Source organism: Stenotrophomonas sp. GL_101 (assembly GCF_057835675.1).
Genome location: NZ_CM174432.1, coordinates 4,620,498 through 4,643,804 on the forward strand (window position 1 = coordinate 4,620,498; position 23,307 = coordinate 4,643,804).

The window sequence follows — 23,307 nt, forward strand, 5'->3', positions numbered from 1 at the left end:
TTGGTCGGCTGCCGTTGGTCGGCTGCCGTTGATCGGCTGCCGTTGATATTCGCCTCGGCCCGCAGCCGACCAACGGTCGGCTCTACTTCTTTGGCACGATGGTGATGTGGCCGTTGATCTCCAGCAGCGCCAGTTCCACCTCGCTCACATCCAGGCAGCCTTGCTGGCGTAGCGCGGCGTCGAAATCGGACGGGGTCACCATTTCCCGCTTCAACACCGAGGCCAGCAGCTTGCCATCGCGTGCGATCAGCACCGGTTCGCCTTCCACCAGCGTTTCAATCCGGCGGCTGCGCGTGCTCAACCAGCCCACGCCGTAGTTGAGCAGGATCAGCGTGGCCGCCAGCAGCAGGCCCCCGCCCAGCGAGGTGTCCTGGCCCAGCAGCGCGTTCTGCACGGCATTGCCCAGCAGCACGATCAGCAACACGTCGAAGGGGGTGATCTGGCCCAGCGCGCGCTTGCCCGACAACCGCACCATGCCCAGCACCACCACGTAGACGATCACCGCGCGCAGGATGAATTCCCACCACGGCATGGCCAATGCAAACAGGTCGCTCATTCACCTTCTCCCCCGGTCGTGGCTGCCAGCATGGGCTGCAATCGTTGTCATCGGCAATGCGGGCCGATGGTTTCAATCGTAATCAACTGCGTTGGCACGGGCGCGTGACAGCCGATGGGGGCGCCACAAATAAAAGGTTCTTCGCCCATCTGCGAGGCAAACAGAACCGTGCCTTGACGCTTACCAGGCGCAGTCGTCGGTGGGTCGGGCGCCGGGCCCGCAAGCCGAGCCCCGTAGCAGCCGGTAGGCCCCTGGGCAAAATCAAGGAGAAGGCCGCCCGCGGCCGGGGGACATTTGCGCCAGGGGCCTACCGGCTGCTACGGGGCCCTCACGCTCGCGCCCGGCCCGATCGGAGACGCCAGTCAATCCAAATGGCGCCTGCACACCTGGCCAGCGGCGTAGCGTCGTGCTCACTCTGCGACGGCCCTTGCAACAAGACGCTCCCCTCAGATGGGAGAAGAACCAAATAAAAAGCCCCGCCGACCAGGGGGAGGTCAGCGGGGCCGGGGAACGGGCGCTTGGGGAGTAGCCCCCGTTCCGAGATCTGCTCCAGGGGATGGGAGAGATCCACAACAGGCGTTGCGCCTGTCGAGGTCTATAAAAGCATTCCGAACATTGATAGTTCGTGAAGGGGCCCAATTAATGAAACGACTGTCGGTGAAACATTCATGCAAGAGTCAGTTTTTAAGACTGAATTCAACGCATTCACTGTTTGCCTGTGATTGCCGTCTCAGTGCGCTTCATCCCAGTTATCACCCACGCCTGCATCCACCACCAGCGGCACACGCAACTGGGCTGAAGACGACATCAGCTCCACCACCTTCAAACGCAAGGTGTCGAGAAACTCGCTTTCGGTTTCAAACACCAGTTCATCGTGCACCTGCAGGATCATCCGCGCCTGCCCATCCTGGGCCTGCAGCCACTCGTCGACCCGCACCATCGCGCGTTTGATGATGTCCGCCGCGGTGCCCTGCATCGGGGCGTTGATCGCCGCCCGCTCGGCGCCCGCGCGCAGGCCCTGGTTGCGGGCGTGAATGTCGTTCAGGTACAGCCGGCGGCCTTCCAGGGTTTCCACATAGCCCTGGTCGCGGGCCTGCTGGCGCATGCGTTCCATGAAATCGCGCACGCCCGGGTAACGGCTGAAGTACAGCGCCACGTAATCCTGGGCCTGGCCACGGTCGATGCCCAGGTTGCGGGCCAGCCCGAACGCGCTCATGCCGTACATCAGCCCGAAGTTGATCGCCTTGGCGGCGCGGCGCTCGTTGGTGGTGACGTCCTCCAGCGCACGCCCGAACACCTCCGCGGCGGTGGCACGATGCACGTCCACGCCCTGTTCAAACGCGCGCACCAGGCCCGGGTCCTCGGACAGGTGGGCCATGATCCGCAGCTCGATCTGCGAGTAGTCGCAGGCCAGGATCTTGCGGCCCGGCGGGGCGACGAAGGCGCGGCGGATGCGGCGGCCATCCTCGGTGCGGATCGGGATGTTCTGCAGGTTCGGGTCCGACGAGGACAATCGCCCGGTGGCGGCGCCGGACTGGTGGTAGCTGGTGTGCACCCGGCCGGTGTCCGGGTTGACCATCTCCGGCAGCTTGTCGGTGTAGGTGCTGCGCAGCTTGGCCAGCCCGCGGTATTCCAGGATCACCCGCGGCAGCTCGTGCTGCCCGGCAATGGCCTCCAGCGCCTCTTCATTGGTGCTGGGCTGGCCCTTGGGGGTCTTCACCAGCGCCGGCAGCTTCAGTTCGTCGAACAACACCGCCTGCAACTGCTTGGGCGAATCCAGGTTGAAGGTGTGCCCGGCCAGTTCGGTGGCCTGCTGCTGGGCGGCCAGCATGCGTACGCTCAGGTCCTGGCTCTGGCGGCGCAGCTCGGCCATGTCGATGTGCACGCCGTTGGCCTCGATCCGCGCCAGCACCGGCACCAGCGGCATCTCGATGTCGCGGTACACGTGGTCCAGCGCCGGGACCGCCTGCAGCTGCGGCTGCAGCGCGTGGTGCAGGCGCAGGGTGATGTCGGCGTCTTCGGCGGCATAGCGCCCGGCCTCGTCCAGGCCCACCTGCGAGAAGGAAATCTGCTTGGCGCCCTTGCCGGCCACGTCCTCGAACTTGATGGTGCTGTAGCCGAGGTAGCGCATCGCCAGCGAATCCATGTCGTGGCGGGTGGCGGTGGAATTGAGCACGAAGCTCTCCAGCATCGTGTCGTCGTGGTACCCCTGCACGTTGATGCCATGCCGGCGCAGCACGTGCAGGTCGTACTTGCCGTGCTGGCCCAGCTTCTTCTTGCCGGGGTTTTCCAGCACCGGGCGCAGCGCGGCGAGCACCTGCTCGCGCGGCAGCTGGGCCGGGGCACCCGGGTAGTCGTGGCCGACCGGGATGTAGGCGGCACGGCCCGGTTCGACCGCCAGACTGATGCCGACCAGGTTGGCGCGCATCGCGTCCAGCGCATCGGTTTCGGTATCGAAGGCGATCAACTCGGCCGCCTCGGCACGCTGCACCCAGGCATCGAGCTGTTCGGTGGTCAGCACCGTTTCGTACTCTCCCGGTGCCGACAGCGCCGGATCAACCGGTGCCGCCGCGTCGTCCGGCGTGCTGCGGGCAAACCCGGCGGCCGTGCCACGCAGGCTCACCGGGGCATCGCTGGCGGCGGCCGGGGCCGGTATCGGCCCGCCGAGCTCCTTCAACGCCTGGGTGAAGCCGTAGCGCAGGTACAGCTCGCTCAGTGTCGGCACGTCCGGGTCACGCAGGGCCAGCGTGCGCGGGCTGGCATCCAGCGCCACGGTGGTGCGGATGGTGACCAGCTCGCGGTTGAGCGGCAGGCGCTCCAGTGCCGCGCGCAGGTTCTCGCCGATCTTGCCCTTCATGGTCGCCGCTGCGGCCATCACCCCGTCCAGGTGCTGGTACTCGGCCAGCCACTTGGCCGCGGTCTTGGGGCCGCATTTGTCCACGCCGGGCACGTTGTCCACGGTGTCGCCCATCAGCGCCAACAGGTCGACGATCTGGTCGGCGCGCACGCCGAACTTCTCCATCACCGCCGCGTCCGAATCCATGCGGCTGCCGGTCATGGTGTTGACCAGTTCGATACCCGGGCGCACCAGCTGGGCAAAGTCCTTGTCGCCGGTGGAGATGGTGACGTGCAGGCCATCGCGCTGGCCCTGCAGGGCCAGCGTACCGATCACATCGTCCGCTTCCACGCCGGGAATGCGCAGGATGCTCAGGCCGAGCGCTTCGACGATGCGGCACATCGGCTCCACCTGCGGGCGCAGGTCATCGGGCATCGGCGGGCGGTTGGCCTTGTACTCGGCATACAGGTCATCGCGGAAGGTCTTGCCCGGCGCATCGACCACGAAGGCGACGTACTCGGGGCGCTCCTTCAGCGTGGCGCGCAGCATGTTGACCACGCCGAACAGCGCGCCGGTGGGTTCACCGTGGGCATTGGTCAACGGCGGAAGCGCGTGGAACGCGCGGTACAGGTAACTGGACCCGTCAATCAGGACTAATCGGCTCATGCGACGATTCTACGCGCCCGGCCGCGCGGGTTCCCGGCACCGGCCTCACCACGCTTGGGGCATAATCAAGGCTCCCCGCCCTAGGACCCTCGGCCCATGAAGATTCTGTTGCTGGCTGGCCTGCTCGCGCTGGCCGGATGTGCCACCACCGGTGGTGCCGGCTCCGCCCCGGTCGATGTGAGTGGCGCCGATGTCATCAAGCGCACCCAGGACAACGGCGACACCATCGAGGAATACCGGGTCAGCGGCCAGCTGCGCATGGTCAAGGTGACCCCGGCCCGTGGCGCGCCGTATTACATGTATGACCGCAACGGCGATGGCCGCATGGACAGCGACAAGGACGGCGTCTCGCCGGTGTACTGGAAGCTCTACAGCTGGTGATGGAACGCGGCTTGCAGGGGCAACCGTTCCACCTACCGCTTTGTAGCACCCGATGACGACGCCCGAACGCCGCCAACCGCCCGACCCTGCCGCTCTGCGGGCCGGGCTCACCGCCGAGCAACGGCAGGCCGTGGAAACGCTGGAGCATTTCGGCTGGCAGCTGCGCTTCGTACGCCGCCCGCTGTTCCGCGACCCGATCCCGGTGCTGTTCGACCGTAGCGGCGAGCGCTACGTGGTGCTGCAGCCCGATGGCAGCCTGGATGAATCGCAGACCTTGACACTGCGCCCGTAGCGCCGGGCGCTAGGTGGGCGCGGCTAGCGGATCACCAGTACCGGCACGGTGCTGCGGGCCAGGACTTCGGCGGTCTGGCTGCCCAGCAGCACACGGGTGACGCCACGACGGCCGTGCGAGGTCATCACGATCAGGTCGCTGTTGCGCTCGATGGCGGTATCGATGATGCCGTCGGCGGCGTAACGGTCCAGCACATGCACCACGTTGGCCCGCAGGCCCTGCGCTTCGGCGGTGGCCTGGGCCGGGGCCAGCACCTTCTGCGCGCTCTCTTCGCGGTCGGCCTTGTACTCGGGGCTGTTCATGTAACCCACGCTCCAGCCCATCGCGTCATACATGCCCACCGCCCACGGCTCGGACACGGTCACGATATCGACCTCGGCATCCAGGTCCTTGGCCAGCTCCAGGCCTTTGCGCAGCCCCTTTTCGGACAGCTCCGAACCGTCGGTGGCAATCAGGATTCGCTTGTACATGGCAGGGCTCCGTCCACAGGGGCAATGGGTAGAACACCATTGCACACCCGGTGTGGAGACGATGCCTTGAGCCGGATCAATCGGGCCGGTGCACGATCCGGGCGGGATTGCCGACCACGGTGCCGCGGGGCAGGCGCGTAGCGGCGATGGCGGTGACCGCAACCATTCCGGCGGTGGTCCAGAACGGCCACGATTCCAGCAGCGCATACAGGTCATTGGGGCGGGCTTCGCAGCGCAGCCGCACCAGGTCCAGGCCGCCACCCGCCTGCAGGCAGGCGTAGGCATGGTCGAACAGGGCCAGCACCGGCGCCGCCCAGCCTGCCGACAGCGTCAGCGCGACCAGGACAGCAAGCAGATACGGGATTCCCTTGTTCATATGCGCGCTCCCAGCGGACAGCGCCAGACTCTGGGCGTGGTCGCCGGGCGTCACAAGCGGCAGGCGACGAAGCCGGTGATATCCGGGATGAGTGCGGGGCCGGGGCGGACGAGTTGCGGTCGACGAACGGTGCCATGGCCCGCCCTGCGCACGCCCTACCGTCCGTCGGCGCGTGACTTCCGGCAGTCACGGCGCGCGCGGTGGCCCCGTACGGTGGCCACGACCGGTCGATCCGCACCGGTACCCGGGAGCGGCGCAATGACAACGCAGCAGCGCATCGGCCGCCTGGCCGGTGGGGTGTACCTGGTAGTGATCGCCACCGGCATCTTCAGCCTGGCCTATGTGCCTTCCCGGATCAGCGGCGGCGACCCGGCAGCGACGCTGGCCAATGTGGCCGCGCACGCCGGGTTGTTCCGTGCCGGCATCGCGGCCTTCGCGCTGGAGCAGGTGGCCTTCCTGCTGCTGCCGCTGCTGTTGTATCGGCTGTTCGCGCCGTTGCACCGCACCGCCGCCACGCTGATGGTGGCGCTGGCGGTCAGCGCAGTGCCGATCGCGCTGGTCGCCCTCGCCCAACGCGTGGACGCGGTCAACCTGCTGACCGATCCAGCCCTGGCGCTTGCGCTCCCATCGGCGCAGCTGCAGGCGCTGGCGATGGCGGCCCTGAAAAGCTGGAGCAGCCACATCTTCCTGGCCAGCCTGTTCTGGGGCCTGTGGCTGCTGCCGTTCGGCTGGCTGGTGTGGCGCACGCGGGCCATTCCGCGCGTGCTCGGTGGGCTGCTGATGCTCGGCGGCGTGGGCTATGCGCTCAACGTGTTCGGCGAGCTGCTGATCCCCGGCTACGCCGCCACGGCACTGTCGAACTACGCCACGCTGCCCGCCTCGCTCGGTGAGATCGGCAGTGGCCTGTGGCTGGTGCTGTTCGGCGCACGCGCCAGCAGCCTCGCCCCGCCCCGGCACGCCGCCGACCTTTCCTGACGAGAACCGCCATGAGCACGCCCGCATTGCACGACATACCGATCCACGTGCGTTTCAAGTTGTCGGCGCTGTGGACCGCGCTGATGTTCTGTTACATCTACGGCGACTACTTCGGCCTGTACGTGCCGGGCAAGCTGCAGGGCATGATCAACGGCACCGGGCCGGTCGGGCCGGTCAGCGAAGGCACGTTGGTGGGCACGGCCGTCATGCTGGCCATTCCGGCGCTGATGGTGCTGCTGTCGCTGGCCGCACCGGCGTCGCTGGCGCGCTGGCTCAACATCGGCTTCGGCCTGGCCTACACCGTCATCATGTTGCTGACGATGCCCGGTGCATGGTGGTTCTACCTCACCCTGGGGGTGATCGAGATTGCGCTGTCGCTGGCCACCGTGGTGGTGGCGTGGCGATGGCCGCGCAGGTAAGCGGCGCGCGTGGTCAATGGCTGACCGTCACCCGCCACCCGCCCTCATGCGCCTGCCAGTCGAACTCGACCGGCAGGAATTTCTCGCTCAGGCGTTGCGAGCAGCCGACCAACGGTCGGCTCTACGCGGGTCTGGGGCTCGGTAGAGCCGACCGTTGGTCGGCTGCTCGCAAACCCGGCACCGTTACACGGTTATCAGGCGATCTTCACCACGCGCGCGCCCTGGCACAGCGGGTAGCTGGCCACCAGGTCGGCGATGCGCTCTCTCAGGGTCTCGAACGACACGCCATACAGGTACAGCGCGGTCTCGGTCGGCCCCTGCCACCAGCTGCAGATTTCGCCCACGCCTTCGATGCGTTCGACGATCTGTTCGAACACATAGTTCGAATCGCACTGCTCGTACACCTCATCGGGCAGGTCCGACCCGTTCAAGTACAGGGCCAGGCCTTCGGTGACGCCAAACGGCTGGTCCGGCGCACCCTCACGCTGGATCACCGAGCCCTTCGGCGCGCCCAGCTGTTCCAGCAGTTCAACCACGCCGGGCAGCGAGCCGGCATCGTTCAAGGCGATCTCGATGTCGCCGTACTCCACTTCGCCGTCGTCAGCCAGCGCAGTACCACCGCCGGTGAGCTGGCCCAGTGCTGCGCTTTCCAGCAGCGCGTCGAGCGGATCCTCGAACAGCTCATGCCGGTGCTCAGGCTGCAACCGTGCGTTCAATTTGACGGTGATGTTCAACGGCGACTCGGTCATGGGCGCAATCCACAGCAAAGGATGACGCTCATTGTAGAGCCGGGCTCTGCCCGGCCATGCCCTCAGATCACGGTCAGGTTGGCGTAGGCCATCACCAGCCACTTGCTGCCGGCGTCGGCGAACTCCACCTGCACGCGCGCGTGCGCGCCACTGCCTTCGTAGTCGGTGACCATGCCTTCGCCGAAGCGCGCGTGGGTGACCATCGCACCGAGTTTCAGCGGCGGTGCTTCCAGCGCGGCGTGGCCCATCACCCGGTTGGCGCCGAGCGAAGCGGTGCGCGATACCTGCACCTTGGGCCGCACTTCGTTCAACAGCTCACGCGGAATCTCGCGCAGGAAGCGCGAGGGCACGTTGTAGTTTTCCTGGCCGTGGATGCGCCGCGATTCGGCATAGCTGAGCACCAGCTTCTGCCGCGCTCGGGTGATGCCCACGTAGGCCAGCCGGCGCTCCTCTTCGAGCCGCCCGCTTTCCTCCAGCGAACGTGCACTCGGGAACAGCCCGTCTTCCATGCCGGCCAGGAACACCAGCGGGAACTCCAGGCCCTTGGCCGAGTGCAGGGTCATCAGCTGCACGCCTTCTTCGCCGGCCTGGGCCTGGCCTTCGCCGGCCTCCAGCGAGGCATAGGACAGGAACGCGACCAGTTCGCTCATGGTCTCGCCGGTTTCTTCGATGTCATCTTCGCGGCGGACGAAACGCGACGCCACCGAGATCAGTTCGTCGAGGTTGTCCGCGCGCGATTCGGAATCCAGCGCGTTGCGGCTTTCCTTGGACCAATGCTCACGCAGGCCCGAACGCACCAGCACGTGGTCGATGCGCTCGGCCAGGGTCATCTCGCCGGCTTCGGCATGCAACTGGTTGACCAGGGTCAGGAACCCCGCCAGCGCATTGCGGGCGCGCGCGGCCAGTGCATCGCCCTGGGTGGTCAGCATGGCGGCCTCCCACAGCGAGATGGCCTGGTTGCGTGCCAACCGGCGCACTTCGTCCAGGGTGCGGTCGCCGATGCCACGGGTGGGTGTGTTGACCGCGCGCTCGAACGCGGCGTCATCATTGCGGTTGGTCATCAGCCGCAGGTACGCCAGCGCGTCCTTGATTTCGGCGCGCTCGAAGAAGCGCACGCCGCCATACACGCGGTACGGCACCTGCTCGGAGATCAGCGCTTCTTCAAACGCACGCGACTGCGCGTTGCTGCGATAGAGCACGGCGGCATCGCCGTAGCTGCCACCGTCGCGTACCCACTGGCGCGCACGCTCGACCACGTAACGCGCTTCGTCCATCTCGTTGTACGCCGCGTACAGATCGATGGCTTCACCATCGCCGCTGTCGGTCCACAACTCCTTGCCGATGCGGTCCGGGTTGTGCGCGATCACCGCGTTGGCCGCGCCGAGGATGTTGGCGGTGGAGCGGTAGTTCTGTTCCAGCCGCACGGTCTGCGCGCCGGGAAAATCCTTCAGAAAGCGCTGCACGTTCTCGACTTTCGCACCGCGCCAGCCATAGATGGCCTGGTCATCGTCGCCGACCACGAACACGTGGCCGCTGTCGCCGGCCAGCACGCGCACGAAGGCGTACTGGATGGCGTTGGTGTCCTGGAATTCGTCCACCAGGATTTCGCGGAAGCGCGAACGGTAATGCGCCAGCAACGCCGGGTTGTCGCGCAGCAGTTCATGCGCGCGCAGCAGCAGTTCGGCAAAGTCGACCAGGCCGGCACGGTCGCAGCGTTCCTGGTAGGCGGCATAGGCCTGGCGCATGGTTTCCAGCCACGCATCGTGCGGCTCGGGCTGGATGTGCTGCGGACGACGGCCCTCGTCCTTCTGCTCGTTGATCCACCAGGCGATCTGCTTGGGCGGATGCTTGCTGTCGTCAATCTCCAGCTGCTGCACCACGCGTTTGACCAGGCGCAGCTGGTCATCCGAATCGAGCACCTGGAAGCTGTCAGGCAGCTTGGCGTCCTGGTAATGCAGGCGCAACAAACGATGGGCCAGCCCGTGGAACGTGCCAATCCACGCGCCGCGGCTGCCCTGTGGCAGCTGCAGGTCGATGCGGTGGCGCATCTCGCCAGCGGCCTTGTTGGTGAAGGTGACCGCAAAAATGCCATGGGTAGGCACGCCGCAGACTTCATTGAGCCAGGCGATGCGGTGGATCAGTACGCGGGTCTTGCCGGAACCGGCACCGGCAAGCACCAGATGGTGGCCGGGCGGGGCGGACACAGCTTCGCGCTGGGCGGGGTTGAGCCCGTCGAGCAAGTGGGAGACATCCATGCACCCATTTTACGCCCTATCGCCGGATCGGTCAGGAACCGCGTGCAACTGTTCAGCCCGACCGCTCAGGCCAAGGCAGCACGCGCGGCCTGCTGGGCCTGCACGCGCAGCTCGGGAATGGCCAGGCTTTCCCACAGCGTGCCGATGCGCAGGCTGCCGACCACGTGGATGGCCGCCTGCGGCTGGCCGCTGGCGTCGAGCAGCTGGCCCTGTTCCAGCGAGGTGTCCAGGCCCAGGCCATGCGGCCCGGGGCGGGCATGGCCATCGACAAGCAGTTGTTGCAGCAGCGGGTTGCGCATCGCCAGGGCCCGGGTTTCCACCCCGGTGGCGTTGATCAGCGTGCCCACGCGCAGCGGTGTCCAGCCGCCGCGCGGCGCGCGTGCGTGGATCTGCAGGGTGCCATCTAGCACCAGTACCGTATCCAGGCGTGCGCGGTGCCGCTGCAGCTGGCCGCTCTGCTCCAGCGCGGTCAGCTGCGCCTGGACCGACGCGGCGATACGGTGGCGGTGCACGTCCCAGTAGCGCACCACATGGCGCAGGAAGCGGCGCTGGTCGGCAGCGGCCAGGCTCAACCACAGCGCCTGCCCGAGGGGACGGATGCGATCCATCACCGCCTGCCACGGCAGCCCCGCCGCAGTGGCATCGCGGGCATGCGCACGCAGCGTACGCAGCCGCTGCCGTAACGGCATCGCCAGCAACGGCTGCGGATCGAACGTGGCCGCGCCGCCATGCGCGTGCGGCAGCGGCAGCAATGCGTGGCGCGACAGCACGTGGATGCGGCCGCGGTGACCGGCATTGGCCAACGTCACCACGCTGTCAGCCATGCTCAGGCCCGAGCCGATGATGGCCAGGTCATCGTCGCCGGCCAGCAGGCGTACGCCGTCGTAGTCCCAGGCGTCGACCACGTTGCCCGGCGGCAGCGCCTCGGCACCGCTGACCGGCAGCGGGCGCATGCTGTTGCCGCAGGCCAGTACTACCTGGCGTGCCGCGAGGCGGCTGCCATCGAACAGCTGCAGTTGCACGCCATCGGTGCCCGGCTGCAGCGCTGCTACCGGCTGCGCGATCACCTCCAGCACGGCGGCGCTGGTGGCCTCGGCCTGTGCCAACCGTTCACGCAGATAGGGCGCGTAGCAGCGACGCGGCACGTGCCGGGGGGCAAGCACGTCACGGGCAGTGCCGGTGAAGGCGGGGTCCTGCAGCAGATAATCGAGGAAATCGTCGGGCGCATCGGGCAGCGCGCTCATTCTGCCGACCGGCACGTTGAGCAGGTGCTCGGGCCACGGCGTTGCGTAGGCGATTCCTTCGGCCAGGGCCGATGCCGGCTCGAGCAGGACGACGCGCAGCGGCGCGGTGGCGTCGCGCAGGGCATTGAGCGCGACCAGCACGCCGGCGGCACCGCCGCCGATGATGGCCAGGTCGCACGGACGGTGGAGTTCGATGGCAGTCATGCCGCAATTGTAGGCGATGCCTGGCCGTGCCCGGCATCAGGCCACGCTGCGGTGCTACATCAGTGCATCGGCCAACCGCGCGATACCCTCACGGCTGCGCCGCCAGGTGGGGCGCTGGCGCCAGGTGTCCAGCGCGAGCTGGCGCGATTGCCGCAGGTAGTCGTCTTCGATCTGCAGCAGCTGGGCGACGATGCCGGTGTCATAGCAGAGCATGCCGATCTCGGCGTTGAGCGCGAACGAACGGATGTCCAGGTTGATCGAGCCCACCAGGGCGATATCCTCGTCCACGCTGAGGTGCTTGGCGTGCAGGAACTGCGGCTCGTACAGCGCGATGCGCACACCGCTGCGCAGCAGTTCGTCGTAATAGGCCTCCTGCGCCCAGGCGGTCAGCCGCTGGTTGCTGCTGGCCGACAGGATCAGCTGCACCTGCACGCCGGACAGCGCGGCGATGCGCAGCGCGCTGAGGGTGGCTTCATCGGGGACGAAGTACGGCGTGACCAGTACGATCCGCCGGCGTGCCAGGTGGATCAGCGCGTTGACCGCATCGCGCGCATTGCTGAAGGGATACGCCGGGCCGCTCGGCAGCAGTTGGGTGGCCACGTCGGCCGAGCACACCGGCACCGCGGTCAGCACGTCCAGGCGCTGGCCGGTTTCCATGTACCAGTCGCTGGCGAACACCGCCTCCAGGTGGGCAACGCCGGGGCCGCGCACGCGCGCGACCAGCTCCTTGTTGGGAAAGCCCGGCACGAATTCCGGCTGGGCCAGGTTCTGCGAGCCGATATAGCCGACCCGGTTGTCGATCACCGCAATCTTGCGGTGGTTGCGCAGATCCATGCGCCCGCTGCGGCGCCAGCGCAGGCCGCCTGGGAGCATTGCACGGACGTCCACGCCCAGCGCCTGCAGGCGGCGCCGGTAGTGGCGCAGCCCGCGCTTGGCGCCAACCGCATCCAGCAGCAGCCGGCACTGCACGCCGCGCGCGGCGGCGCGCTGCAGGGCCTGCACGATGGCCTCGCCCACGGCATCGTCGAGCATCAGGTAGTACAACAGGTGCACGCGGTCGCGGGCCTGGTCGATATCGGCGATCAGCGCCTGCAACGAGGCATCGTAATCGCCGAGCAGTTCGACCGCGTTGCCATGGATGGGCATGAAATCGCCCTGCCGTTCGATCAACGGCACGATCTCGGCGGTGGCGGTGTCCGGTACCGGTGTCCAGCGCAGCGGCGGTTGCAGCGCCTGCTCCTCACGGATCACCTGCGAGGCTTCGGCCTGGCGCTGTACGCGCTGGCGCGACAGCCAGGGGTGGCCGAACAATAGATACAGGGGCAGCCCAAGCAGCGGGACGAAGCCGACCAGCAGCAGCCAGCTGCGCGCGGCACCGGGCGTGGTGCGGGTGGGAATCCAGAACAGCGCAGCCAGCCGGATCAGCCAATCCAGCATCAACAGCCATGAGCCCAGCAGCCACTCGAAGAGCATCGCATCGCCCGTTGGAGGTGTCGGCGCATTCTGCCATGGGTGGTGTCTGCAGCCGGTGGTGCTGGTCGCTGGGTGGCCGTTCGCGGTCCTTGCCCGTAGCTGGCCGCTTGCCCGTGAAAAAGGCAAAAGCGGCTTCCGCCGGCTGCTCGGACTGGGCCGGGGTGGGTGGCCAAGGCCCAGAATCAAGCGCAGCAGGCAACGCGCCGCCCCTGCGCTTCCGCCGTTGTTCGGCGAAAAACAAAAAACCCGCCACGAGGGCGGGTTTTTCGTCGGGAGGATCAGCAATCCTTGCGGATTACTTGATCTTGCCTTCCTTGTACAGGACATGCTTGCGCATGACCGGATCGTACTTCAGGAATTCCATCTTCCCGGGGGTGTTCTTCTTGTTCTTGTCCGTCGTGTAGAAGTGGCCGGTACCGGCCGTCGAAATCAGACGGATCTTGTCGCGCTTGCCTGCCATGATCGTTTACTCCTCAGACCTTTTCGCCGCGCGAACGCAGCTCAGCCAGAACGGAATCAATGCCGTTCTTGTCGATGGTGCGCAGGGCGTGCGCGGAAACACGAAGCTTGACCCAGCGGTTCTCGCTGGCAACCCAGAAGCGACGCTCGTGCAGGTTGGGCAGGAAACGACGACGGGTCTTGTTGTTGGCGTGCGAGACGTTGTTACCCGTCTGCACTCGCTTGCCGGAAACTTGGCATACGCGGGACATTGCGCACCTCGATTTAAGTAGTTGTCAGCCCATGGCCCGGGCGACGGCGGCCTCGACGGTTTCCCGCCACACGTCATGAGAATCAAAGGGTTACGCTGTCGAGGGCGGGCCGGATGACGTGTTCCCGGCCGCCGATCCAAAAAATTCTGGACACAGCGAGCCGCGCATTATGCCGTAGTGACCGCAGCAGCGCAAGTTGTCCACAGGCCAGTCCAGGGCGCGCCGCCGCGGCCGGTCGGCCCGTTCGCACCGGCTCCCCTGGTCGCCGACGATACTGGCAGCCCCTGACCGGATGCGCCGATGAAGCTGCTGGCCCTCACCTACGGAACCGAAGGCGACACCCGGCCCCTGGCCATGCTGTGCCATGGCCTGCGCCGCGCCGGCCACGAGGTGATGCTGCTGGCCGAGGGCGGCACCCTGGGCAGCGCGCGTGCCATGGGCGTACCGCATGCCGCGCTGGAGGGCGATATCCACCAGGAGGTGGTGGCGCTGGTAGCGGGGGGCAACAACACCCTGGCTGCCTCGCGCGGGCTGGTCCGGATGGCGCGCCAGCATGTGCCCGCGTGGATGCGGGAGGCCGATGCCGCCGCGGCCGGTTGCGATGGCGTGCTGACCGGCGGCCTGGCCGCCTTCGTGGGCATGAGCGTGGCCGAGCGCCATGGCCTTCCGGCAATCGGCATCGGGATGATCCCACTGACCCCGACGCGGGCCTTCCTGTCGCCGTTCCTGCCCCGGCTACGGCTGCCGGGCGTGCTCAACCGGCTCAGCTATGGCCTGGTCAACCAGGCGGTCTGGCGGACCTTCCGCGCACCGATCAACCAGGCGCGGCAGGCACTGGGGATGCCGGCCCGGCGCACGCTCTGGCGCGATCTGCCGATGCTGTACGGCATTTCGCCCAGCCTGCTGCCGGCCCCCGCCGACTGGCCAGACACCCATCGCCTGTGCGGCCAATGGCGCGCGCCCGACCCGGACTGGCAGCCGCCGCCAGACCTGCAGGCCTTCCTGGAGGCCGGGCCGCCACCGGTCTACCTGGGCTTTGGCAGCATGACCGGGTTCGATCACGAGCGCGTGCTGCCGGCGCTGCTGCAGGCACTGGCACCGCGACGGGTACTGCTGTTTCCAGGCTGGGCCGGGCTGCCCGCGGCACCGTTGCCGGCCAACGTGTTCGTCATCGGCGCCACGCCGCACGAGGCATTGTTCCCGCGCTGCGCGCTGGTGATCCACCACGGCGGCAGCGGCACCACGCATTCAGCCTGCCGCGCCGGCGTGCCTTCGCTGGTGATGCCGTTCGCGGCCGATCAGTTCTTCTGGGCCGCACAGCTGCAGCACCTTGGCGTCGCCCCGGCGGCGTTGTCGCCCCGGCGGTTGGATGCTGCAAGCCTTGCGCGGGCGGTGGCGTTTGCCGAGGACACCGCTACCCGGACGCGGGCGGATGCCTTGGGACGGTCGATGGCCAGCGACGATGGGGTCGCAGAGGCCGTCGCACGGCTCGAGCAATGGCTGAACCCATGCAGGCCAAGGCCCACAGGTCTCCACGAGCTGCTGCCGTAGGCACATTAACGAACGCCGGGGGACGGTTTTACATGACATTGGCCGCATGGCATCATCCCCTCAGGCACTGCTGATCGGGACCTGGCAACAGGAAAGTAGTGCTGCGAAGACGGGCATGTCCCGTGCTTTCCTCAGCCTTTGGCGGGATAGGCGCAAGCCGACGCGATGCACAAGCACCGAGAATGACATTTGAAAGCGCCCCAGCGATGGGGCGCTTTTTTTTGGTTCATCGCGGATTAGCGTGGAGCTTTTGCCGGCTCCCGTTACCCTTGAAGCCTGAAATCAGGGCCTCAGGGGTCAGGTCATGCTGGATCGGAAGACGATTGAGAGGCTGGGTGGCTGGGAAGGCTACCGGGTGGAGCGGATCGCCTGGCCGGAAGGCGACAGCCGGACCGTCACTATCTACCTCAAACCCACGGCCCGCACGATGCATTGCGAGCACTGCGGGAGCCGATGCCGGCAAGTGCACGAGACGACGGTGCGCCGGGTACGCGATCTGCCCCTGATGGCATTGCGCGTTGCGCTGGTGGTGCCGCGACGGCGCGTCTGGTGCCCCCAGTGCGCTGGGCCGCGCCTGGAGAAGTTGAGCTGGCTTGGCCGCTACCAGCGGGTCACTGACCGGCTGGCCGAAGCGGTCAGCCAGTTGCTGGTATCCAGCAATATCCTGGCCGTGGCACGCTTTTTCCAGTTGGGCTGGCATACGGTCAAGGCACTGGATAAAGCCTTGTTGCGTGAGTCTGTCCAAGCCCCGGACTGGAGCCAGATCCACTACCTGGCGATGGACGAATTTGCGCTGCACAAGGGTCACCGCTATGCAACGGTCGTGGTGGATCCGATCAGTCGCCAGGTACTTTGGCTGGGCAACGGGCGCTCCCGCGATACGGCGCGTGCCTTTTTTGAGCAGCTTCCCCCGGGCGTTTCCGAGCAATTGCGCGCCGTGGCGATCGACATGACGACGGCCTATGAAGTGGAGATCCGGGCCAACTGTCCCAATGCCGAGATCGTCTTCGACTTGTTCCATGTGGTGGCCAAGTACGGTCGCGAAGTGATCGACCGGGTTCGCGTGGACCAGGCCAACAAGCTCCGGCACGACAAGCCTGCGCGCCGTGTCATCAAATCCAGCCGATGGCTGCTACTGCGCAATCGCAGCAACCTGGACCGGCATCAGACGGTGCGGCTGGATGAGCTGCTGGAAGCAAATCAACCGCTCCTCACCACCTATCTGATGCGTGATGAGCTCAAGCGACTGTGGTTTTACCGCCATCCCGGATGGGCCAGGAAGGCTTGGAACCAGTGGCTGGAGCAGGCCCAGCGCAGCGGAATCGCCGCCTTGGCGCTGTTTGCACAACGGCTCAAAGCCTATCTGCATGGGATCGTGTCGCGTTGCCGACACCGCCTCAATACCAGCATCGTCGAAGGCATCAACAACACCATCAAGGTCATCAAACGCCGGGCCTACGGCTATCGGGATCAGGAGTACTTCTTCCTGAAAATCCGTGCAGCGTTCCCCGGTATTCCGCGATGAACCTTTTTTTTGCTCAGGCCCTGGGGATGCCCAACTTGGCGGCCAGAACCTTCGAAACGCGAAACAAACCGTGTCCATTCGGCAGCACCTGCCCCTGCCAGTCGCGGTTGTAGGCACTGGCAACCCAGATGTGGGCGCGGTTGCGTTCTGCGCGCCGCGTAATACGGGTCCAGATGATGTCGCCCTGGCCCATGTCCGTGCAGAAGTACTGCTCGCGCGCCTCACCCCGAACCTGGCGCACATTTCGACGCACGGATGCGTCGAAGAACGGACCCCGCATGAAATGCGCCACGTCGTGGCTCAACCGGTAGCGATCCAGGCAGAAGTAACGTTCTTCAGTGTGGTGTGGAAACAACGGCCCCTGCCCTTCTGATCGGTGAACAGATGGAAGCTGAACATCACGTCCACTTCGACGTTCGTGCCGAGCACCACGATCGAAAGCGTAAAGGGATCGAGATGGGTGAGGTCATATAGCTGCGCGCCGATCTTGAACTGTCCATAAGACACCTGTCGCTCTCCATGCACCGTTCTTCCCGGACAGCCGTTGATGATAGCGGCGCAACTTGCCCAACAAGTGCGACCGATACCCCATCGTGGAGCATCCCGCTGAAAGCGCACACGCGATGTCATGCACGTCATGCACGGCAGGCACAACGTTGCGTGCCTGCCGTGCAAAGCCCTCACCCGACCCACGGTCGGGTACTACCACTATTCTTTCCGATGCAGCCACCGGTACAGCACCGGCAGCACCAGCAGCGTCAGCAAGGTGGATGACACGATGCCGCCGATCACCACCGTGGCCAACGGCCGCTGCACTTCCGAGCCGGCACCGACGTTGAACGCCATCGGCACAAAGCCCAGCGAGGCCACCAGTGCGGTCATCAGCACCGGGCGCAGACGGCCCAGCGCGCCCTCACGCACGGCGTCGGCCAAGGGCAACCCGCCCTCGCGCAGGCTGCGCACGAAACTGATCATCACCAGGCCATTGAGCACCGCCACGCCGGACAGCGCGATGAAACCGACGCCGGCGGAGATCGACAGTGGAATGCCACGTGCGGCGAGGGCCAGCACGCCACCGGTCAGTGCCAGCGGCACGCCGCTGAACACGATCGCCGCGTCCTTGACCGACCCGAACGCCCAGAACAGCAGCGCGAAGATGATGATCAGGGTCAGCGGGACCACGATCGCCAGCCGCTGGCTGGCCGAGATCAGCTGCTCGAAACTGCCGCCGTACTCGATCCAGTAGCCATTGGGCACCTGCACATCGCGTCCGATCGCCTGCTGCAGGTCACCGACGAAACTGCCCAGGTCACGGTCGCGCACGTTGGCGGTGACCACGATGCGGCGCTTGCCGTTTTCGCGGTTGATCTGGTTCGGCCCTTCACTGTTGGCCAGCGTGGCCAGCTCGCGCAGCGGCACGGTACGCGCACTGCCGCTGGCCCCGTTGCTGGTGCGGCTGGATTCGTCGGCATCGTCGCCGGCCAGCGCCGGTGCCAGCGACACCGGCAGGTCGGCCAGCGCGGCCGGGTCCTGGCGCAGTGCTTCAGGCAGGCGCACCACGATGTCGAAGCGGCGGTCGCCTTCGAACAACTGCCCGGCCACCTGGCCCCCCACCGCGGTGGCCACGGTCGATTGCACCTGGCCGGGATTGAGCCCGTAACCGGCCAGCGCGGTGCGGTTGGGGGTAACGGTCAGCAGCGGCAGGCCACTGGTTTCCTCCACCCGCACATCGGCCGCGCCCGGCACCTTGCCGGCCACCGCGGCAATCTGCTTGCCCACCGACAACAGCGTGTCCAGGTCATCGCCGAACAGCATCACCGCCACGTCGGCACGCACCCCGGAAATCAACTCGTTGGTGCGCATCTGGATCGGCTGGGTGAACTCGTAGTTGTTGCCCGGCAGCTGCTCCACGGCCTGTTCCAGTTCTCCCAGCAGCGCGGCGCGCGACTTGCGCGGGTCCGGCCACTGCTTGCGGGGTTTCATCATGATGAAGGTGTCGGCCACCGACGGCGGCATCGGGTCGGACGCCACCTCGGGGGTACCGATCTTGGAAAACACCTTGTCCACTTCGGCGAACTGCACCAGGCGGTTTTCGATCTGCTTCTGCATCTCGATCGACTGGGTCAGGCTGGTGCCGGGGATACGCATGGCGTGCATGGCCACGTCGCCCTCGTCCAGGTTGGGCACGAACTCGCTGCCCAGGCGGGTGGCAAGCAGACCGCAGCCAACGGCCAGCACCAGCGCGCCGGCCACCATCCAGCGCCCCCGCCGTAGCGAGAACGCCAGCGCCGGCTCATAGCGCCGGCGTACCCACGCCATCAGGCGGTTTTCTTTTTCCTGCACGCGGCCACCGAGGAACAGCGCGATCGCCGCCGGGACGAAGGTCAACGCCAGCACCATCGCGCCACTCAAGGCGAGCACGACGGTGATCGCCATCGGGTGGAACATTTTTCCTTCCACGCCGGACAGCGCGAAGATCGGCAGATACACCGCGGTGATGATGCCCAGCCCGAACAAACTGGGACGGATCACTTCAGCGGTGGCGCTGGCGGTTTCCTTGAAGCGCTCATCCCGGGTCATGTCGCGGCCGAGTGCGTGCTGGCGCTCGCCAAAGCGGCGCAGGCAGTTTTCGATGATGATCACCGCGCCATCGACGATCAGCCCGAAGTCCAGCGCGCCCAGGCTCATCAGGTTGGCCGATACCCCCCCGCGGGCCATGCCGGTGAGGGTGAACAGCATCGCCAGCGGGATCACCGCGGCGGTAATCAGCGCGGCGCGGAAGTTGCCCAGCAGCAGGAACAGCACCACCACCACCAGCAGCGCGCCCTCGACCAGGTTCTTGGCCACTGTCTGGATGGTGCGGTCCACCAGCGCGGTGCGGTCGTAGCTGGCGGTGACGGTGACGCCCTGCGGCAGGCTGGCCTGCGCCTGCTCCAGGCGCGCGGCCGCGGCCTGGGCGACATCGCGGCTGTTGGCGCCGATCAGCATCACCACCGTGCCCATCACCACTTCGTGGCCATTCTGGGTGGCCGCACCGCTGCGCAGTTCCGGCCCGTCCTTGACCTCGGCCACGTCGTGCACATGGATCGGCACGCCTTCGCGGCGGGCCAGCACGATGTTGCCGATCTCCTCCAGGTTGGCCACCTGCCCGGGAATGCGCACCAGGAACTGCTGGCCGTTGCGTTCGATATAGCCCGCACCGACATTCTGGTTGTTGGCTTCCACCGCCGCGGCCACGTCTTCCAGGGTGAAGCCGAGCGCACGCAGGCGCGCCGGGTCTGGGGTGATGTGCACCTGGCGCTGGAAGCCACCGATGGTGTTGACCTCGGTCACGCCGGGCACGTTGCGCAGCTGCGGCCGGATCACCCAGTCCTGCAGCGTGCGCAGGTCGGTGGCGGTGTAGGCGCTGCCATCGGGTTTGCGTGCCTTGGGGTCGGCGTCGATGGTGTACATGAAGATTTCGCCGAGGCCGGTGGAGATCGGGCCCAGCTGCGGGTCCAGTCCGTCGGGAATCTGCGATTTCACCTGCTGCAGGCGTTCGGCCACCTGCTGGCGCGCGAAGTAGATGTCGGTGCCGTCTTCGAACACCACCGTCACCTGCGAGAGCCCGTAGCGCGACAGCGAACGCGCCTGCTCCATGCGCGGCAACCCGGCCATCACGGTTTCAACGGGATAGGTGATGCGTTGCTCGGTCTCCAGCGGCGAGTAGCCGGGGGCGGCGGTGTTGATCTGCACCTGGACGTTGGTGATGTCCGGGGTGGCGTCGATGGGCAGCTTGGTGAAGCTCCAGATGCCCACGGCGATCAGCGCCAGGGTCAGGGTCATCATCAACCAGCGATGGGCGATGGACGCGCCAATGATGCGCTCAAGCATGCCGGCACCCTCCACGCGCAACAGGCGGCACGGTGCGGTCAATGCTCATGCGATGCCCCCGCCTTGCCGATATCGGCCTTCACCACGTAGCTCTGCTCCACCACCACGTCTTCGCCGAGGGTCAGCCCGGACAGCACTTCCACCTGGCCCGCATCGCGCGCGCCCAGCGTGACCGGGCGGGCGGTGTAGGTCTCACCACTGCGGACGAACACCACGTCCTTGCCGTCCATGTTCTGCAGTGCGCTCAACGGCACCACCTGCGCGGCCGCTTGGGTGGCCACCACGATGCGCGCCTTGACCGCCGCACCTGGCCGCCACAGGCCGTCCTCGTTGCGCAGCGTGGCGCGGGCCACGGTGCTCTGACTGGCGGTGGCGGTGCCGGGCAGCACGCGTTCGAGCGTGGTGGTCTGGCTGACGCCGTCGGTCATGCGCGAGACGGTGACCGGTACGCCGGCGGTGATGTGCTGGGTGTCCTTGCCGAAGATATGCAGGTCCACCCACAGCGTGGACAGGTCGCCGATCTCGAACAACGGCGTGCCCTCTCCCGCCACGCCGCCGACCTGCGCCTGCCGCGCCAGCACCACGCCGGCAATCGGCGCGCTGACGGTATAGGTGGTCAGGCTGAGATTGCTTTCGATGCTGGCCAGCACCTGCCCGGCGCGGACCGTGTCGCCGACGTTGGCGCGCAGCGAACGGATCGGGCCGGGGAAGCGTGCCATCACCTGGGCGACGCGGCCATCGACCGGGGTCAACAAGCCCTGTACGTCGTGTTCATCGGCGATGGTGCCGGCGGCCACCGGGGCGACACGGATGCCGGCCTGTTCGGCCATGGCGGCGGCGATGGTGGTGCTTTCCGCGGCAGCGTGGTCGTCTTCGTTGTCCTCATGGCCGGCTTCGCCGTGGCCCGGGTCGGCGGCGGTGTCGGCCGGTGCGGAGGCGGGCGTGTCCTTGCCACAGCCGGTCAGCGCCAACAGGGCCAGCAGGAGCCCGGCAGCCAGCACGGTGCGGTGCGCAGAAAGGGTCATGGGCGGTTCTCCGTGGACACGGTGTCAGTAGTGGCGACCATGCTCTGGCCAGTGAGACGCTGGATTTCGATCAGGGCAGTCTGTGCGGCGATGGCCGCATCGAGCTGGCGCTGGCGCGCATCGATACGCATGGCCTGCAGCTGCGCCCATTCCATGTAGCTGATGGCACCGGCACGCCAGGCTTTCTCGGCCGCGTTTTCGGCGCGCTTGAGTTGCGGCAGCACGTCGCGCGACATCCGCGTGACTTCCAGCCGCGAGGTCAGGTAGCGGCCGTGCGCTTCGGCAAGCGTGGCGTACAGCTGCAGCGCGCGCGCATCGCGCTCGACACTGTTGAGGGCCAGCTCGGCCTCGGCGGCGCGGATCTCCGGCGCGGCGCGGCTGACGCTGCCCAGCGGCACGCTGAAGCCGGCCACCAGCGAGGTGTCGCGGCTGTCGCGGCTGTTGCGCACGCCCACCTGCCAGTTGAAATCCGGCCGTGCCGCGGTGCGAGCCAGTTGCACCTGCGCTTCGCGCACGCGGCGCTCGCTGGCCAATACGGCCAGTTCCGGGGTGCGCTGCAGTTCTTCGGCGAGCAGCGCGAAATCCTGCAATGCCGGCAGTTGCATGGGGTCGCCGGTGACCACGTCGAAGCCGGGATCACGTTGTCGCCACAACGCCGACAAGGCTGCGCGGGCGGACTGGTCAGCCTGGCGGGCGCGGTCGCGGTCCAGTTCGGCCTGGGCCAGCATCGCCTGCGCGGTCATCAGCACCGATTCGGGCGAGGCACCGGCCTGCAGGCGCAGCCGCGCGGCGGCGACCGCACGCTTGCGCTGCTCGATGTCGGTCAACGCGATGGCCAGCTGCTGGCGGGCTTCGGTCACGGCCAGGTAGCGGCGCGCTACTTCGGCCATCAGGTCCAGACGGGTGGTTTCGCGCTGCGGGGCCAGGCTGTCCAGGTTGGCCTGGGCCACCGCACGGCGCGCATCCAGCTTGCCGCTGCGTTCGAGCACGCCGGCCAGGGTGACGGTCAGTTCGGCAGCGCGGAAGCCACTGGCATCGCCAGTGCCCAGTGCGTTTTCAAGATCCACCCCCACGCTGAGCGGTGGCCGCAGGGCAGCGGCGTCGCGGCGTGCCTCCCAGATCGGGCGCTGCGCGTCGGCCAGGCGCAGGTCGGGATGGTATTGGGCGACGCGCGCGATGGCGTCGTCGAGGGTCAGTGCAGCCGGGGGTGAAGCAACAGCGGGCGTGCTGCCCTGCGCATACACGCACGGCACGAACGCAAAGGCAGCCAAGGCTGCCAGGCGCATCCACATGGGGGAATCTCCAGATAGCGTTTCAGATGGACAACGGCGGCACGTGGCCGCGTGGCATCAGGACGCTTTCGGGGGGCGCAACAGGCTCTCGGGCGACTGCGTGCGCAACTGCGTGGTCAGCCCGGGCGGCACGCTGTGTGCGGGTGCGGCAGGCAGTACCCACGGCAGCGAGGCCATCGGCAGGACGCCGCCGTGGCCGTGGCAGTGGCCGCAGTGGACCAAGGCATGCAGCAGGTCGCCGTCGGCCGGGTCCGGCTCGCTGGTTGCCGGCGCCGCCATGTCGGCAGGGACCGCATCGGTATGCAGGCTGATATGGATGTCGGCCAGCGCCGAGGCCGTGGCCGTGCCGAACACACCCAGGCCGACCGCCACCAGCATCAGCAGGCGCAGCAACAGGGACGGACGCGGGCGGGCACGGCGGAACATGGGCGCAGG

Annotated in this window: 22 protein-coding genes; 6 read left to right on the forward strand and 16 right to left on the reverse strand. The window is 67.1% G+C overall.

Annotated features, from left to right (window positions below; all coding sequences use genetic code 11):
- Window positions 1-82: 82 nt before the first annotated feature.
- Together AC3IR9_RS20325 and polA are read right to left on the reverse strand one after the other, a co-directional pair.
- Complete coding sequence (locus AC3IR9_RS20325) at window positions 83-556, reverse strand: DUF421 domain-containing protein (RefSeq protein WP_489293057.1); 474 nt, start codon at window positions 554-556, stop codon at window positions 83-85.
- A 730-nt stretch (window positions 557-1,286) separates the two neighbouring features.
- Window positions 1,287-4,058: a DNA polymerase I gene (gene polA, locus AC3IR9_RS20330; RefSeq protein WP_489293059.1), complete on the reverse strand. Its 2,772-nt coding sequence runs from the start codon at window positions 4,056-4,058 to the stop codon at window positions 1,287-1,289.
- 96 nt (window positions 4,059-4,154) lie between these two features.
- Here polA and AC3IR9_RS20335 point away from each other — a divergent pair, with 96 nt between their 5' ends.
- Window positions 4,155-4,439, forward strand: a complete 285-nt coding sequence (locus tag AC3IR9_RS20335; protein WP_489293061.1) for a DUF2782 domain-containing protein — start codon at window positions 4,155-4,157, stop codon at window positions 4,437-4,439.
- Window positions 4,440-4,491: 52 nt separating this feature from the next.
- Window positions 4,492-4,731: a hypothetical protein gene (locus AC3IR9_RS20340; RefSeq protein WP_489293063.1), complete on the forward strand. Its 240-nt coding sequence runs from the start codon at window positions 4,492-4,494 to the stop codon at window positions 4,729-4,731.
- A 23-nt stretch (window positions 4,732-4,754) separates the two neighbouring features.
- Here the strand turns inward: AC3IR9_RS20340 and AC3IR9_RS20345 are convergent, their stop codons facing one another.
- Entirely contained in the window at window positions 4,755-5,201 is a 447-nt protein-coding gene (locus tag AC3IR9_RS20345; protein WP_489293065.1) for a universal stress protein, read from the reverse strand.
- Window positions 5,202-5,277: 76 nt separating this feature from the next.
- Entirely contained in the window at window positions 5,278-5,577 is a 300-nt protein-coding gene (locus AC3IR9_RS20350; protein ID WP_489293066.1) for a hypothetical protein, read from the reverse strand.
- 258 nt (window positions 5,578-5,835) lie between these two features.
- Between AC3IR9_RS20350 and AC3IR9_RS20355 the strand changes: the two genes are divergently transcribed.
- Together AC3IR9_RS20355 and AC3IR9_RS20360 are read left to right on the forward strand one after the other, a co-directional pair.
- Window positions 5,836-6,552 (forward strand): DUF4386 domain-containing protein, encoded by a 717-nt coding sequence (locus AC3IR9_RS20355; protein WP_489293067.1) that lies wholly within the window; start codon window positions 5,836-5,838, stop codon window positions 6,550-6,552.
- 11 nt (window positions 6,553-6,563) lie between these two features.
- The gene (locus AC3IR9_RS20360) at window positions 6,564-6,971 is read left to right on the forward strand and encodes a DUF6326 family protein (RefSeq protein WP_489293068.1); all 408 of its coding nucleotides are present in this window, start codon (window positions 6,564-6,566) and stop codon (window positions 6,969-6,971) included.
- A gap of 194 nt (window positions 6,972-7,165) precedes the next feature.
- Here the strand turns inward: AC3IR9_RS20360 and AC3IR9_RS20365 are convergent, their stop codons facing one another.
- The 6 genes from AC3IR9_RS20365 to rpmB form a co-directional block, all read right to left on the reverse strand.
- Window positions 7,166-7,720, reverse strand: a complete 555-nt coding sequence (locus tag AC3IR9_RS20365; protein WP_489293070.1) for a hypothetical protein — start codon at window positions 7,718-7,720, stop codon at window positions 7,166-7,168.
- A 62-nt stretch (window positions 7,721-7,782) separates the two neighbouring features.
- Window positions 7,783-9,975, reverse strand: coding sequence for a DNA helicase II (uvrD, locus tag AC3IR9_RS20370; RefSeq protein WP_489293071.1), 2,193 nt, complete (start codon window positions 9,973-9,975; stop codon window positions 7,783-7,785).
- A gap of 65 nt (window positions 9,976-10,040) precedes the next feature.
- Entirely contained in the window at window positions 10,041-11,441 is a 1,401-nt protein-coding gene (locus AC3IR9_RS20375) for an FAD/NAD(P)-binding protein (RefSeq protein ID WP_489295926.1), read from the reverse strand.
- A 36-nt stretch (window positions 11,442-11,477) separates the two neighbouring features.
- Window positions 11,478-12,896, reverse strand: a complete 1,419-nt coding sequence (gene cls / locus AC3IR9_RS20380; RefSeq protein ID WP_489293072.1) for a cardiolipin synthase — start codon at window positions 12,894-12,896, stop codon at window positions 11,478-11,480.
- 295 nt (window positions 12,897-13,191) lie between these two features.
- A complete protein-coding gene (gene rpmG / locus AC3IR9_RS20385) occupies window positions 13,192-13,359 on the reverse strand; it encodes a 50S ribosomal protein L33 (RefSeq protein WP_489295928.1) in 168 nt (55 codons plus the stop codon).
- Window positions 13,360-13,369: 10 nt separating this feature from the next.
- Complete coding sequence (gene rpmB, locus AC3IR9_RS20390; protein WP_019185625.1) at window positions 13,370-13,606, reverse strand: 50S ribosomal protein L28; 237 nt, start codon at window positions 13,604-13,606, stop codon at window positions 13,370-13,372.
- 300 nt (window positions 13,607-13,906) lie between these two features.
- On the opposite strand from rpmB, the gene AC3IR9_RS20395 reads away from it, so the two are divergent.
- Window positions 13,907-15,157, forward strand: a complete 1,251-nt coding sequence (locus AC3IR9_RS20395; protein WP_489293074.1) for a glycosyltransferase — start codon at window positions 13,907-13,909, stop codon at window positions 15,155-15,157.
- 304 nt (window positions 15,158-15,461) lie between these two features.
- A complete protein-coding gene (locus AC3IR9_RS20400) occupies window positions 15,462-16,682 on the forward strand; it encodes an ISL3 family transposase (protein ID WP_489291085.1) in 1,221 nt (406 codons plus the stop codon).
- Between the two features lie 13 nt (window positions 16,683-16,695).
- On the opposite strand, the gene AC3IR9_RS20405 is transcribed toward AC3IR9_RS20400, so the two are convergent.
- The 6 genes from AC3IR9_RS20405 to AC3IR9_RS20430 form a co-directional block, all read right to left on the reverse strand.
- Window positions 16,696-16,986, reverse strand: a complete 291-nt coding sequence (locus tag AC3IR9_RS20405; protein ID WP_489293075.1) for a hypothetical protein — start codon at window positions 16,984-16,986, stop codon at window positions 16,696-16,698.
- Window positions 16,983-17,189 (reverse strand): hypothetical protein, encoded by a 207-nt coding sequence (locus AC3IR9_RS20410; protein ID WP_489293076.1) that lies wholly within the window; start codon window positions 17,187-17,189, stop codon window positions 16,983-16,985. Before AC3IR9_RS20410 ends, AC3IR9_RS20405 begins: the two co-directional genes overlap by 4 nt.
- A 201-nt stretch (window positions 17,190-17,390) precedes the next feature.
- Entirely contained in the window at window positions 17,391-20,555 is a 3,165-nt protein-coding gene (locus AC3IR9_RS20415) for an efflux RND transporter permease subunit (RefSeq protein WP_489293077.1), read from the reverse strand.
- Window positions 20,556-20,593: 38 nt separating this feature from the next.
- Window positions 20,594-21,580, reverse strand: a complete 987-nt coding sequence (locus AC3IR9_RS20420) for an efflux RND transporter periplasmic adaptor subunit (RefSeq protein WP_489293078.1) — start codon at window positions 21,578-21,580, stop codon at window positions 20,594-20,596.
- Window positions 21,577-22,872, reverse strand: a complete 1,296-nt coding sequence (locus tag AC3IR9_RS20425; protein WP_489293079.1) for a TolC family protein — start codon at window positions 22,870-22,872, stop codon at window positions 21,577-21,579. Before AC3IR9_RS20425 ends, AC3IR9_RS20420 begins: the two co-directional genes overlap by 4 nt.
- 57 nt (window positions 22,873-22,929) lie before the next feature.
- On the reverse strand, window positions 22,930-23,298 hold the full coding sequence (locus AC3IR9_RS20430) for a DUF2946 family protein (RefSeq protein WP_489293080.1): 369 nt from the start codon (window positions 23,296-23,298) through the stop codon (window positions 22,930-22,932).
- Between the last annotated feature and the right edge of the window lie 9 nt (window positions 23,299-23,307).